The 12,822-nt window shown below is 46.4% G+C and carries 12 protein-coding genes, 2 pseudogenes and 1 riboswitch; of the genes and pseudogenes, 12 read left to right on the forward strand and 2 right to left on the reverse strand.

Features of this window, described 5'->3' with window-relative positions:
• The first annotated feature begins 172 nt into the window (after positions 1–172).
• Positions 173–1,558 (forward strand): quorum-sensing sigma-54 dependent transcriptional regulator LuxO, encoded by a 1,386-nt coding sequence (gene luxO, locus UA76_RS09040; protein WP_047045197.1) that lies wholly within the window; start codon positions 173–175, stop codon positions 1,556–1,558.
• A complete protein-coding gene (gene luxU / locus UA76_RS09045) occupies positions 1,559–1,897 on the forward strand; it encodes a quorum-sensing phosphorelay protein LuxU (protein WP_047045133.1) in 339 nt (112 codons plus the stop codon).
• A gap of 73 nt (positions 1,898–1,970) precedes the next feature.
• On the opposite strand, the gene UA76_RS09050 is transcribed toward luxU, so the two are convergent.
• The gene (locus UA76_RS09050) at positions 1,971–2,798 is read right to left on the reverse strand and encodes a YvcK family protein (protein ID WP_047045200.1); all 828 of its coding nucleotides are present in this window, start codon (positions 2,796–2,798) and stop codon (positions 1,971–1,973) included.
• A gap of 226 nt (positions 2,799–3,024) precedes the next feature.
• A riboswitch (molybdenum cofactor riboswitch) is annotated at positions 3,025–3,168 on the forward strand.
• Between UA76_RS09050 and moaA the strand changes: the two genes are divergently transcribed.
• From moaA to moaE, 5 genes are all read left to right on the forward strand, one after another.
• Positions 3,157–4,146, forward strand: a complete 990-nt coding sequence (moaA, locus tag UA76_RS09055; RefSeq protein WP_047045135.1) for a GTP 3',8-cyclase MoaA — start codon at positions 3,157–3,159, stop codon at positions 4,144–4,146. It overlaps the preceding riboswitch by 12 nt.
• 102 nt (positions 4,147–4,248) lie before the next feature.
• Positions 4,249–4,761, forward strand: a complete 513-nt coding sequence (gene moaB / locus UA76_RS09060) for a molybdenum cofactor biosynthesis protein B (RefSeq protein WP_047045138.1) — start codon at positions 4,249–4,251, stop codon at positions 4,759–4,761.
• Positions 4,762–4,772: 11 nt separating this feature from the next.
• Entirely contained in the window at positions 4,773–5,252 is a 480-nt protein-coding gene (gene moaC / locus UA76_RS09065) for a cyclic pyranopterin monophosphate synthase MoaC (protein WP_047045140.1), read from the forward strand.
• Entirely contained in the window at positions 5,249–5,494 is a 246-nt protein-coding gene (gene moaD / locus UA76_RS09070) for a molybdopterin synthase sulfur carrier subunit (RefSeq protein WP_047045143.1), read from the forward strand. The genes moaC and moaD overlap by 4 nt, the downstream gene beginning before the upstream one ends.
• A gap of 1 nt (position 5,495) precedes the next feature.
• Positions 5,496–5,951, forward strand: a complete 456-nt coding sequence (gene moaE / locus UA76_RS09075; protein WP_047045145.1) for a molybdopterin synthase catalytic subunit MoaE — start codon at positions 5,496–5,498, stop codon at positions 5,949–5,951.
• A gap of 12 nt (positions 5,952–5,963) precedes the next feature.
• On the opposite strand, the pseudogene UA76_RS09080 reads toward moaE, so the two are convergent.
• Positions 5,964–6,936: pseudogene (locus UA76_RS09080) on the reverse strand (sensor domain-containing diguanylate cyclase).
• 170 nt (positions 6,937–7,106) lie between these two features.
• Between UA76_RS09080 and nrtS the strand changes: the two are divergent.
• From nrtS to udp, 5 genes and pseudogenes are all read left to right on the forward strand, one after another.
• Positions 7,107–7,295 carry a nitrate/nitrite transporter NrtS gene (gene nrtS / locus UA76_RS24065; RefSeq protein WP_047045203.1) on the forward strand — a complete coding sequence of 63 codons (189 nt, stop codon included), beginning with the start codon at positions 7,107–7,109 and terminating at the stop codon, positions 7,293–7,295.
• 190 nt (positions 7,296–7,485) lie between these two features.
• Positions 7,486–7,902 (forward strand): CBS domain-containing protein, encoded by a 417-nt coding sequence (locus UA76_RS09090; protein ID WP_047045148.1) that lies wholly within the window; start codon positions 7,486–7,488, stop codon positions 7,900–7,902.
• Positions 7,903–7,972: 70 nt separating this feature from the next.
• Positions 7,973–9,445 carry an MATE family efflux transporter gene (locus UA76_RS09095; RefSeq protein ID WP_047045151.1) on the forward strand — a complete coding sequence of 491 codons (1,473 nt, stop codon included), beginning with the start codon at positions 7,973–7,975 and terminating at the stop codon, positions 9,443–9,445.
• A 72-nt stretch (positions 9,446–9,517) separates the two neighbouring features.
• Positions 9,518–11,804: pseudogene (locus tag UA76_RS09100) on the forward strand (zinc/cadmium/mercury/lead-transporting ATPase).
• A gap of 251 nt (positions 11,805–12,055) precedes the next feature.
• Positions 12,056–12,814 carry a uridine phosphorylase gene (gene udp, locus UA76_RS09105; protein ID WP_047045154.1) on the forward strand — a complete coding sequence of 253 codons (759 nt, stop codon included), beginning with the start codon at positions 12,056–12,058 and terminating at the stop codon, positions 12,812–12,814.
• Positions 12,815–12,822 lie beyond the last annotated feature (8 nt).

The following is a 12,822-nucleotide window of genomic DNA, read 5'->3' on the forward strand; positions in this document are numbered from 1 at the left end:
TTGGCTAGGTGACCCATAAGGGTCATCAATACTAATGCAGATCGTATGCCAATTTTTTAACGCCAAAAAGTTGCCTGAATCATCATTTTTCGCATATTTTTAATACTGAATTGCAAAATGCAATTCGAAATGCAATTATTGATTCAAAATGCAAACACTATTTGGCTGGGTTATGCAATCAGGATTAGATACTCAAAAGAATAAATACTTGCTGATGGTGGAGGATACGGCCTCTGTCGCGGCGCTATACCGTTCTTATCTCACCCCACTTGGTATCGACATTAATATTGTTGGTACAGGTCGCGATGCGATCGAAAGTCTCTCATTTCGTACACCCGATTTAATACTGCTCGATTTACGATTACCAGATATGACGGGTATGGATGTTCTCTACGCGGTAAAACGCACCCATCCAGATGTGCCAATCATCTTCATGACGGCCCATGGCTCCATTGATACGGCCGTTGAGGCAATGCGTCATGGCGCACAGGACTTTCTGATTAAACCTTGTGAGGCAGACCGACTGCGTGTCACGGTCAACAATGCAATTCGTAAAGCAAGTAAGTTAAAGACTGATGCAGGCAACCAGAACTACCAAGGTTTCATAGGCAGTAGTCAGATGATGCAAGCGGTTTATCGCACTATTGACTCGGCGGCGTCGAGTAAAGCCAGTATCTTTATCACGGGTGAAAGTGGTACCGGTAAAGAAGTGTGTGCCGAGGCAATTCACGCTGCAAGTCGAAGAGGGGATAAGCCCTTTATTGCAATTAACTGTGCTGCTATTCCTAAAGACCTCATTGAGAGTGAACTGTTTGGTCACGTTAAAGGTGCGTTTACCGGTGCGGCTACTGATAGGCAAGGCGCTGCAGAGCTTGCAGATGGCGGTACACTGTTCCTTGATGAGCTTTGCGAAATGGATCTAGATCTGCAGACCAAACTGTTGCGTTTTATTCAAACCGGTACGTTCCAAAAAGTGGGTTCTTCGAAGATGAAGAGTGTGGATGTACGTTTTGTTTGTGCAACCAACCGAGACCCGTGGAAAGAGGTAGAAGAAGGCCGATTCCGTGAAGACTTATATTACCGTCTGTATGTTATTCCTTTGCATCTTCCGCCATTGCGTGAGCGTGAAGAGGATGTCATTGAAATTGCTTACTCTCTGCTTGGATTCATGTCGAATGAAGAAGGGAAGGGGTTTGTAAGGCTTGCTCCTGAAGTGGTCGAACGTTTTAATAACTACGAATGGCCCGGTAACGTGAGGCAACTTCAAAACGTTTTGCGTAACGTCGTGGTGCTGAATCATGGGAAAGAGATCACTCTAGAAATGCTGCCGCCTCCGCTTAATCAGCCGATTGATAATCTCATTCGTGTGCCAACTGAGGAAAAAGAGAGCATTTCGGTGCATGAAATCTTCCCTTTGTGGCTAACTGAGAAGGCAGCTATTGAGAAAGCTATCGAAGCGTGCGAAGGTAATATTCCTAAAGCGGCCGGATACTTAGATGTCAGTCCGTCGACGATTTATCGAAAGATTCAAGCGTGGAACGCTAAGGAAAAAGAGTAGATGGATGTTATCAATCACGAAAAACTAGAAAGACTTGGTAATGAGATTGGCGCCGATAATGTCCCTATATTACTCAATATTTTCCTCGGAGAACTTACGGAGTACATGGGGACGTTAGCTAATGAGTCAGGTATGCAGGGTGATGCTTTGAAAGAGATTAGCCATGCGCTAAAGAGCAGCGCTGCTAGTTTCGGCGCAGAAGCACTTTGTGCAACGGCGATTGAAATCGACTCATTGGTAAAGTCTGGCGAACATTTTGATACCCGTTCGTATACGTCCAGTCTTGTTGAACTGCTTCAAGCGACTCACACCGAATACGAAAAAATCATGCAAAACTGATCGTTTTGATAAGATCAAAAAAGGGAGCTCGGCTCCCTTTTTCTGTATCTACGGCTTCCTACTACTCAGTTCATTAAGACAGTAGAGTCTCAATTGCCTTTTGAAGTTTGACTCGGTCATGTCGCCAATCACGGTTGGCGGAAGCTAAATCCGTAGTGACATAGTTCCATCGACCATCAAGTTCTGGGTGGGCGTGTTCACCTAGCACCACGTCAATCTGTCTGGACTGGCAACTTCTTTCACACCATTCAAGCTTTTGAGCCAGCGTCATGCGGGCTGCTGGCCCGTATTCTGGCGATAAATTATCAACAAACACCAGTTTCGCCTTGCTATTGCTCGCAATGGCTTTACCGACTTCTGGGAGCAGCAGTGGTGGCATGATACTGGTCAGAAAGCTACCGGGCCCTAGGATGATGCAATCCGCATCATTTATGGCAGCCACCGCCTCTTTGGTTGCGGGGACTTCGGGTTCTAAGTCTAGTCGTCTTAACTCATCAGGCATTTCATCAACATTGGTTTCGCCCGTTACCCAGCGACCATCAATAGCGAGCGCCTTTAGATCCGATGGATGTTCAGACATAGGAACAATATTGACGTCCACCTTGAGCATGTTGCGAATCAAGTTGATGGCTTCAAGCGGCCTAACTGATAGGTTATCAAGCGCGGTGAGCATGAGGTTACCAAGGTTATGACCATCAAGCTCTCCGGCTCCTTTGAAGCGGTATTCAAACATCATCGAGCTGATAGACGGCTCAGTGATTAACTGGTTAATACAATTGCGCGTATCACCCCATGCAATACCGCCTTGGCAGTGGCGTATACGCCCTGTGGAGCCGCCATTATCCGTGGTTGTCACGATGCCAGTCGCATTGGACCCAAAGTCTTTTAGAGCAGCAAGCATTCGCCCTAAGCCGTGACCGCCGCCAATTGCGACCACTTTTTTTTGTAGAGTACAGATTCATATCAATTCTTATAGTATGTTTTTCAATTGAAGAGTAAACGAATTGAATTCTCTACTCAATAGTAGGTAATTTTTAGCCTTATTAGGTTTTTTTGACCGCTTCGCTAGAAACCGCCATAATTAGTAAGTATTTTAATAAAAGCTACTGCAGGGCCTTTTGGTGCCTCAGTTGCCATAGCTCCGAGCTCATTAAGCTAAGTTTAGTGTTGTATATGAATAAGCGTAATGAGCCAGTGACGTGTTGTCACAAGGGCATAATTGGAAATGATTATGCCTCCCGTGTTTGGAAAGGTGTTCCGTGGCGCAACAATTCGAAGATAAATTTCAGCGTAAGTTTTATTACTTGCGACTGTCCATTACAGATGTCTGTAATTTTAAGTGTACCTACTGTTTACCTGATGGCTATAAGCCTTCGGGTCAGAAAAACTCGTCTTTTTTATCCCTACCTGAGATCAAACGTGTGGTTACAGCGTTTGCTGACTGCGGTACGTCCAAAGTTCGCATAACAGGTGGTGAGCCTAGTCTGCGTAGAGACTTCACGCAAATCATTGAGACGGTTGCTCAAACTAAGGGCATCAAAAAGGTGGCAACGACCACCAATGGTTATCGTATGGCTAAGCAGGTTGATGCTTGGCAAAATGCGGGCCTGACCAATATCAATGTGAGTATCGATAGCTTAGACCCTCGTATGTTTCATCAAATTACCGGTGAGAACAAATTTACTGAGGTGATGGCGGGCATCGATCGTGCGTTTGAAGTTGGGTACGAGCAAATTAAGGTCAATGTGGTGTTGATGAAAGATCTTAACCACAATCAATTGCCTGCATTTCTTAACTGGATCAAAGATCGTCCAATCCAACTGCGTTTTATTGAACTGATGCAAACGGGTGAAATGGACGAGTTGTTTCAGCGTCACCATGTATCTGGTGTCGCTATTCGTAATCAGCTGATCGCAAATGGTTGGATTCTGAAAGTCCGAGCGGCTAACGATGGCCCAGCACAAGTGTTTGTCCATCCAGATTATCAGGGTGAGATTGGCCTTATCATGCCTTACGAGAAAGACTTCTGCCAAAGCTGTAATCGCTTGCGAGTTTCAGCGGTGGGTAAGTTACACCTGTGCTTGTTTGGTGAACAAGGCGTGGAGCTGCGTGATTTATTGCAGCAGGATGAGCAAGAGTCGCAGTTGATCGAGCGCATTCAAACGCAGCTAGAGAACAAATCAATCAGTCATTTTTTGCATGATGGGAACTCAGGTATGACGCCCCACCTTGCATCCATTGGCGGCTAACTGCTGCAAATCTAATTATTAGTTCGGATGCTCTGAAGTGGTTTCAGTGTGTCTGACAGTGCAAACAAATATAAGCAAATAAAATTAAAATAGGTGAACAAAATGGGTCACGCAGAAAGCAAATTTCAAGCAGCAAACATCGCCGTTTTAACGGTTTCAGATACGCGTACAGAAGAGAATGATACGTCGGGTGGCTATCTTGTAGAGCAAGCGAAAGACGCAGGTCATAATGTAGTTGATAAGCAAATTGTTATCGATGACATGTACAAAATCCGTGCGATTGTTTCTCAGTGGATCGCGGATGAGCAAGTTCAAGCGATCATGATCACTGGCGGCACCGGCTTTACCTCTCGCGACAGTACGCCAGAAGCATTGAAGCCGCTATTCGACAAAGAAGTGGAGGGCTTTGGTGAGCTCTTCCGCATGGTTTCTTATGAAGAGATTGGTACATCTACCATTCAGTCTCGTGCAGTCGCGGGCTTCGCTAACCATACCGTCATCTTTGCTATGCCGGGTTCAACAGGCGCTTGCCGTACTGGTTGGACTAAGATCATCAAACAGCAGCTTGATGCGAGTCACCGTCCATGTAACTTCATGCCTCACCTATCTGTATAAGGGTAAGCGACATGTCTCAATTTACTCATATCAACGCTTCGGGTGAAGCGAACATGGTGGATGTCTCCGCTAAAGCAGAAACCGTTCGTGAAGCTCGAGCAGAAGCGTTCGTGCACATGGCGCCGGAAACGTTGGCGCTCATTGTCTCTGGTGAACATCATAAAGGTGACGTGTTTGCCACGGCTCGAATTGCGGGTATCCAAGCGGCGAAAAAAACATGGGATTTGATTCCACTTTGTCACCCGCTGTTACTTTCGAAAGTGGAAGTGCAACTGGCCGCGATTGAAGCGGAAAACAAGGTTCGTATTGAATCGGTTTGTAAGCTAGCGGGTAAAACAGGTGTAGAAATGGAAGCGCTAACCGCTGCATCTGTAGCTGCTCTTACAATCTACGACATGTGTAAAGCCGTGCAGAAAGATATGGTGATTGAGAACGTACGTCTGTTGGAGAAAACAGGTGGTAAATCAGGACACTTTAAGGCGGAATCATGATTACAGTACTGTTCTTTGCTCAAACCCGTGAGTTAGTAGGTATCGACAGGCTTGAAGTGGAAGCTGAGTTTGCAACAGTTGAAGATCTGCGCGCACACTTATCACAACGAGAAGGTAAATGGGATCTCGCTCTGGAGTCAGGTAAATTGCTGGCTGCCATCAATCAAGCGATTGTTCCTCTTGATCATGCATTAACTGACGGCGATGAAGTTGCCTTCTTCCCTCCTGTGACGGGAGGTTAGGATGGACTCGAGAGTATCGGTTCAAACAGCTGATTTTTCTGTCGGTGATGAATATCAGCAATTAGCTGAGGGCACATCCGCAGGCGCAGTGGTTACTTTTACCGGTAAGGTTCGAGATATGAACCTAGGCGATAACGTCACAGGTTTGTCCCTAGAGCACTATCCGGGCATGACTGAGAAATCGTTACTCAAGATTTGTGACGACGCAGAACAGCGCTGGCCTCTGCTTAAAGTGCGAGTGATTCATCGAGTGGGCGATTTGGACATCGGTGATCAAATCGTTTTTGTGGGTGTTTCAAGTGCGCATCGCGGCGCGGCGTTCGAAGCATGCGAGTTCATCATGGACTACTTGAAAACCAAAGCCCCGTTTTGGAAGAAAGAGCGTACAACGGATTCGACTCGATGGGTAGAATCTCGAGACTCGGACGCTAAAGCGGCAGAGCGTTGGAAACAGTAAATGGAAAGGAGACTATTGAGTCTCCTTTTTTTCGAGTAAATGGTAAGTGCCGCGCTTGCGCCGTTTGGCAAAAAATAGCGCTTGGTCGGCGATAGACACAAAAACGCTCGACAGTCATGTTGTCTGGAATGTGCTCGCAATGCTGGATCCCGAGAGTGACAGAGAGCGTGTCGCTGATTCGTGAGCGAGTGTTTGGGATATTTAAGTTAGTAATGAGTTGCAGTAGTGATTCAGCTTTAGAGTTACACCCACTTAAACTGATCGAAGGAATGAAAGCAAGGAACTCATCTCCACCGTAGCGGAAGCATAGGCTATTCTTACCTGCCCACGCTTTTATGGTTGTCGCGACGTCGCGCAAGGCATCATCTCCTTTCAAGTGCCCATATTGATCATTCAACTCTTTAAAACAGTCGATATCTATCATGAAAACACAGGCACTCTCTTGTTGAATTTTTGCAATTTCCAGAGCGTGAGGAAGCAGTGAATCAAGCGCAAATCGATTGTTCACCTGAGTTAAGTGGTCGGTATAGGTTTTTATGGTCAACTCTTTCGCTTGCTGCCCAAGCTTTTTGAGTGCCGCTTGATGCTCGGTGACGTTTCTTACGATCCAAAGCACCATATCCACGTCGGGTAGGGGAATCACCAGCGCATCAAAATATTGAGTGGTTTCAGGGCCCACATGACCGTCAAAGCAATGTAGCTCCTTTGGATCTAATTCGTAACTCAGCTCTTGAGGTTTATTGCTCTCAATGACATCAACGATGATTTGGCTAAACCGGACGGCTTTATCGGCAGGCAGCACCTCGTATTGGCTGAGTCCAACCAAAGTAGAAGGATCATGATGACGCTTATGGTCAGTACCACCCCATGCTTCGATATAAATACCTTGTTTGCTGATGAGGAACGTTGGTTCAGGCAAAGAGGTAAGTACCACATGCATCATGTCCGGATTATCTTGCATCAAGCGGGTAAGAGTCGACGTCATAAAGCTACTGATAAGAAACTTAATTAGTCTAAGTGTAGCTCTTTTAAAAGGTTTTGCTGGAGGATAAGGCGATTGGGTGCATACCCAAGTAACCTCAAGCTACGCAAACTCGCCCTTCGGTAGAAATGGTACATACTCATTAAATGACCTTTTCCAAGCAGAACTTAACCATGATCAAACGCGCTATTACCATTGCCATTATAGTTGGGACCCTACTCAATTTGATTAACCAACCTAGCGCCTTACTTGGTCAAGAATCTGTTGATTGGCTCAAGCTTGTTTTGACGTATTGTGTTCCTTTCATTGTCTCCTTAGTGAGTAGTTACCTGACGGTCAAAGACATAAATACGGGCAAATGACGTTTTTTTCATCTCGTTACATTCTTCTATTCGTTAGCTAACTCCTTATTCATAAAGGCTTTGGCGGTTTTATCTTGGCTAGATAGTCATTTCCTATCAATAAAATAGGCAAATTCTATTTAGTAAAATCAAGAAATTAGACAACACTTAAACTATGAACAGTGTGGTGCTGTCGGCTAAGGAGACTCAAATGGAATCGTTGAAAGTAAAAGACTATATGACCCATCAAGCGGTGACGTTTACCCCAGACATGTCACTCAGTGCAGCTTTGGAAAAGGTCATCCGAACAAAACATCATGGTGGCCCAGTAATTAATGACAGAGAAGAGGTCATTGGGTTTCTCTCAGAGCAAGATTTATTGGATAAACTGGTTAAGGTTGCCTACTCCTGTCAAGACACCCATTTGGTCAGTGACTGTATGCACGGAGAAGTCTTATCGGTGTCCCCAGAAACAAGCATCATTGAAATGTCTGAGAAGATGAAAGTCGGCAAGCCAAAAGTATACCCGGTGGTCGATAATGGTAAGCTCGTGGGGATCATTACTCGCCACGATGTATTGAAAGCAGTTTCTCTGTATATCGATGATTGCTTTAAACATCCTGTATGATAAGTTGGGTAAATTAATAGAAGGCGCTTAAAGCGCCTTCTTTGCTTTCTGCTTGTTTATAGGAGACCTCATGCCGAATCAAAGTGCTAAGTTTGTCACTGGCTCCACGATGCGCCACATTTTAGTGATGTCGGGAGCAGGCTCTGTGGGATTGATGGCGCTCTTTGTCGTCGATTTACTCGATATGCTGTTTATCAGTATGTTGGGTCAAGTTGAGCTGGCGGCGGCTGTCGGCTTTGCGGGTACTTTGGTGTTTTTCTCCACCTCCATCTCTATTGGTACTTCAATCGCAATGGGAGCGCTAGTTTCGAAAGCTATCGGAGCGAAACAGCGAGCTCAAGCTCGGCAGTTGAGCGCGAGTATCATGCTGACGGCATTCATTATTAGTTGTGCGATTAGCGCCCTGATGTATGTTTACATTCCTGAGCTGCTGGCCAGTATCGGCGCGCAAGGTTATGCCGCTGAGCGCGCAGAGGCCTATTTAAGAATCTTGTTACCGAGTAGCCCAGTGATCGCCTTAGCGATGGCCGCGGGTGCAGGGCTACGTGCTGCAGGGGATGCCAAACGATCTATGTGGGCGACTCTTTCTGGGGGTATTGTTAATGCCGTTCTAGATCCATTGTTTATCTTTGGCTTTGGATGGAATGTAGAAGGTGCCGCCTTGGCCTCTGTGTTCGCAAGATTTACTGTGCTCTATTTCTCTATTATGCCACTCATTCGCAAACATGATTTGGTCGCCTTCCCATCTCTTTTAGCTTGGCGCAACGATATCAAGCTTATCTTAGCCATCGCAGTCCCTGCAGTGATCACCAATATCGCCACTCCGATTGGCAACGCTATTGTCACGTCTTCTATCGCCCAATTTGGCGAGAATTTCGTCGCAGGATTTGCGGTTATTGGACGACTCACTCCGGTTTGTTTTGCGGTGATCTTTGCACTTTCGGGTGCGGTAGGGCCAATCATTGGGCAGAACTTTGGCGCGGAGCGCTTTGATCGCGTTAAGGAGACGCTGTATAACTCGCTGCTTGTAACCACGGTTTACACCATTGGGGTGTGTATCATTCTTTATTTCGCCCAAGGTTTAGTGATCAGTGGTTTTGGCTTAACAGGAGATGCCGCCATTATTGTTGGGGCATTTTGTACCTATGTTGCGATTAGCTTTATTTTTAACGGGACACTTTTTGTTGCCAATACTTCGTTTAATAACTTAGGCAAACCTCTCTATTCAACGGCGTTAAATATGGGTAAAGCGACACTCGGTACTTTGCCTTTTGTCTATTACGGTGCGGAATGGTTTGGTGCTTTGGGGGTGCTTTACGGGCAAGCTGTCGGCACCATTGTCTTTGGTGTGATTGCCATTGGCGTATTGCGCAAGCACATTGCCGATGTCATGCGTGGGCATGAACCAGAATCTCTTGATGATGATCCTTCGATTACCAGTGTGAACTCGCAACCCTTCTGTAGCCATGATGCGGTGCTGATTGACGATGTAGCGAAAGCTGAAGAACCCATCCTGCAAACAGACTCTAATCCATCAAAATAACAAGTTGTGCTTGACCTTGGAGTACACTCCAAGGTTTAAGCTTAACGTGTACATTTACGATGGAGACGAATCATGTGCACAAAACATAAAGCTTGTTTATCCAAAAATACCGTGGCGACATCAAACCCTAAGGTTTCATGCGCTAGCCCAACCATAACCTCAATTTCTCAGCCCGATGCTGCGACACAAAGCAGTTGTTGCGCATCGGATACTTGCAGCTCGGGCCAAGACCCAAGTGATGAGGAAAGTGAGTCCTCTGGCTCCTCTTATCAACAGCAGTCATGGAAAGTGTATGGGATGGATTGCCCGTCCTGCGCGGCTAAAATAGAAAAAGCAGTTTCACAGCTACCTGGCATTAAAGAAGCAAAAGTTCGCTTTGCGACAGAAAAGCTTGTCGTCAATTATACTGAACCAGCATCTAGCGCTGCCATCGAAAAAGTGATTGTTGCAACAGGGTTTAGTCTGACTCGCGATGAATCTAAGACGAGTAAGCAGTCTCCATTTATTCAACTGATTCAACAGAATCTTCAGATCTTTTCTATTGCGTCTGCCATGGTCATCGCTGTGGCAATTAAGCCCTTTGTGCCTGAGCTCAGCCACTGGTTATTTATTGTTACGTGTTTAGCGGGTCTCTATCCTATTGCCAAGAAAGCGATCACTTTAGCCAAGTCAGGCACACCCTTCGCAATAGAAACCTTAATGAGTGTTGCGGCTCTTGGCGCCCTGTACCTGGGTGAAACAGTCGAAGCAGCCATGGTCTTGCTGCTGTTTTTGATTGGTGAACGGCTAGAGGCCTTTGCAGCCTCGCGTGCACGTAGTGGTGTTCAAGCCTTATGGAATTGGTGCCAGAAAACGCCATCAAAATCGTTAATGGTAAGCGCGTTGAAGTGCCAGTCAGTGATTTGCAGCCCGGTGATGTCATTGAAGCCTCTCCCGGATCTCGACTACCTGCTGATGGTCAGTTAATCGATGCAGCCGCAAGTTTTGATGAGAGTGCATTAACGGGTGAATCGATTCCTGTAGAGCGTTTCAAAAGTGAAGGACTGATGGCTGGTGCCGTTGTGGTAGATAGGGTCGTTCGCCTGACCATTACCTCCAAGCAAGGTGAGAACGCGATTGACCGTATTTTGCATCTCATTGAAGAAGCCGAATCAAGAAAAGCGCCAATCGAACGTTTCCTCGATAAATTCAGTCGCTGGTATACGCCGCTGATGATGCTGGTGGCGTTGCTTGTTATTACCATGCCACCGCTATTATTCGCTCAGCCTTGGGAAACGTGGATCTATCGCGGCTTAGCCTTGCTTCTCATCGCTTGTCCTTGTGCTTTGGTTATCTCAACACCTGCTGCCATTACGTCTGGCTTAGCAGCTGCGGCGAGGCGAGGGGCATTGATCAAAGGTGGCGCGGCATTAGAGCAGCTTGGTCGATTGGAAAAAGTCGCATTTGATAAGACTGGCACTCTCACTAAAGGTAAACCTCAAGTAACCGATGTGTTGCCACTGCAAGGCTGGGAAGAAGAAGCCCTGCTCACCGCCGTAGGCGCGATTGAAGTCGGTTCAAGTCACCCTCTTGCTCTCTCTCTGATTGAAAAAACTCAGCAAATGGGGTTAGTGCTACCTGAAGCAGAAGATCGAGAAACCTTGGTTGGCAGTGGCGTTAGAGGCGTTGTAAATGGCAATACGTATCGGGTGAGTGCGCCAAGTCGATTGGATTTTGAATTACCGCAAGATGTGGCTAAGCAAGTCAAGCAACTCGAAGAGCAGGGAAAAACCACCGTTGTCGCCATGGAAGGTCGCGATCAGTTTATCGGCATCATCGCTTGGCAAGATAGCTACGAGAGGATGCGCAGCTGGCCGTCTCCAAGTTAAAAGCGATCGGTATTGAGTCGGTAATGTTGACAGGCGATAACCCAAGAAGCGCGCTATCCATTAGTTCAATGATAGGCATGGATTACAAAGCAAGTCTATTGCCCGCAGATAAAGTCAGTTACGTCGACAGCTTGTCTCAATCGGGTAATGTAGCCATGGTTGGGGATGGCATCAATGATGCGCCTGCAATGAAGGCAGCCAGCATTGGTATTGCAATGGGTGGTGGAACCGATGTCGCCCTTGAAACAGCCGATGCTGCAATCACTCACAACAGGCTGGTGGAATTGCCAGCGATGATTGAACTATCGAGAGCCACGCTGGCCAATATTCGTCAAAACATAGTACTGGCACTTGGTTTGAAAGGTGTTTTCCTTGTGACGAGCCTCTTGGGAATCACTGGCCTTTGGGTGGCTGTATTGGCGGATAGTGGGGCAACCGCTTTAGTGACACTCAACGCACTTAGGTTGCTTAAGTTTCAACCAAAGCATTAAATCTAGGCATTAAACCTCAGAGATTCACGCGTTCAAGGTGTGAATCTCTCTTGGTCGGCACTTTTATGCAATATGTATGGTATTAATGCTCAATAAGTGTGATGCCAAACGATTTTATCTGCAATGTGTGTATTGGTGACATATAAAGGTGAGACATCTATCACTCTTTGTTGAGCTCTGCTTCGTTATGGTTACTCAGTACCCCAAAAACGAATTATGAGCCACAATTGGCCAACCAACAGGAGTTATCTATGTCTGACGCGGTTTTTCACTTAGGTGTTACTGAATCTGATTTAAACGGTGCAACGCTGGCAATCATTCCAGGTGATCCGGCACGAGTACAGAAGATCGCAGAGGAGATGGAAAATCCAGTCTTTCTAGCGAGCCATCGTGAGTACACACTTTACCGTGCTGAGTTAGATGGTCAGCCTGTAGTCGTATGTTCAACCGGTATCGGTGGCCCTTCAACCTCGATTGCTGTTGAAGAGTTAGCGCAGCTTGGCGTACGTACATTCCTACGCGTTGGTACCACTGGTGCAATTCAACCTCACGTTAATGTGGGCGATATGATTGTTTCTACTGGTTCGGTGCGTCTTGATGGCGCAAGCTTGCATTTTGCTCCAATGGAATTCCCTGCAGTGGCGGATTTTGATGTTGCGACAGCAATGAAAGCGGCAGTCGAAGAATCTGGTGCAGCAGTTCATATGGGTGTGACAGCCTCAAGTGATACTTTCTACCCTGGACAAGAGCGTTACGATACGTTCTCTGGCCGTGTTGTAAAACGCTTCCAAGGCTCAATGAAAGAGTGGCAAGACATGGGCGTGCTTAACTTTGAAATGGAATCAGCAACGCTACTGACCATGTGTGCAAGTTCTGGCTTAAAAGCTGGTTGTGTTGCGGGTGTTATCATCAACCGTACGCAGAAAGAGATTCCTGATCACTCAACACTGAAAGAGACAGAAGCTCGCTCTATCAAAGTAGTGGTAGAAGCCGCACGTAAAATGCTTTAACTCTACCA

Source organism: Vibrio mexicanus (genome assembly GCF_001012815.1).
GTDB lineage: Bacteria > Pseudomonadota > Gammaproteobacteria > Enterobacterales > Vibrionaceae > Vibrio > Vibrio mexicanus.

Excerpts from the sequence above, each read along its gene's own strand:
- UA76_RS09095 (WP_047045151.1), top strand. The coding sequence starts at position 7,973 with ATGCCGAATCAAAGTGCTAAGTTTGTCACTGGCTCCACGATGCGCCAC.
- moaC (WP_047045140.1), top strand. The coding sequence starts at position 4,773 with ATGTCTCAATTTACTCATATCAACGCTTCGGGTGAAGCGAACATGGTG.
- luxO (WP_047045197.1), top strand. The coding sequence starts at position 173 with ATGCAATCAGGATTAGATACTCAAAAGAATAAATACTTGCTGATGGTG.
- moaD (WP_047045143.1), top strand. The coding sequence starts at position 5,249 with ATGATTACAGTACTGTTCTTTGCTCAAACCCGTGAGTTAGTAGGTATC.
- UA76_RS09090 (WP_047045148.1), top strand. The coding sequence starts at position 7,486 with ATGGAATCGTTGAAAGTAAAAGACTATATGACCCATCAAGCGGTGACG.
- UA76_RS09050 (WP_047045200.1), bottom strand. The coding sequence starts at position 2,798 with ATGCTTGCTGCTCTAAAAGACTTTGGGTCCAATGCGACTGGCATCGTG.
- moaE (WP_047045145.1), top strand. The coding sequence starts at position 5,496 with ATGGACTCGAGAGTATCGGTTCAAACAGCTGATTTTTCTGTCGGTGAT.
- nrtS (WP_047045203.1), top strand. The coding sequence starts at position 7,107 with ATGATCAAACGCGCTATTACCATTGCCATTATAGTTGGGACCCTACTC.
- luxU (WP_047045133.1), top strand. The coding sequence starts at position 1,559 with ATGGATGTTATCAATCACGAAAAACTAGAAAGACTTGGTAATGAGATT.
- udp (WP_047045154.1), top strand. The coding sequence starts at position 12,056 with ATGTCTGACGCGGTTTTTCACTTAGGTGTTACTGAATCTGATTTAAAC.
- moaB (WP_047045138.1), top strand. The coding sequence starts at position 4,249 with ATGGGTCACGCAGAAAGCAAATTTCAAGCAGCAAACATCGCCGTTTTA.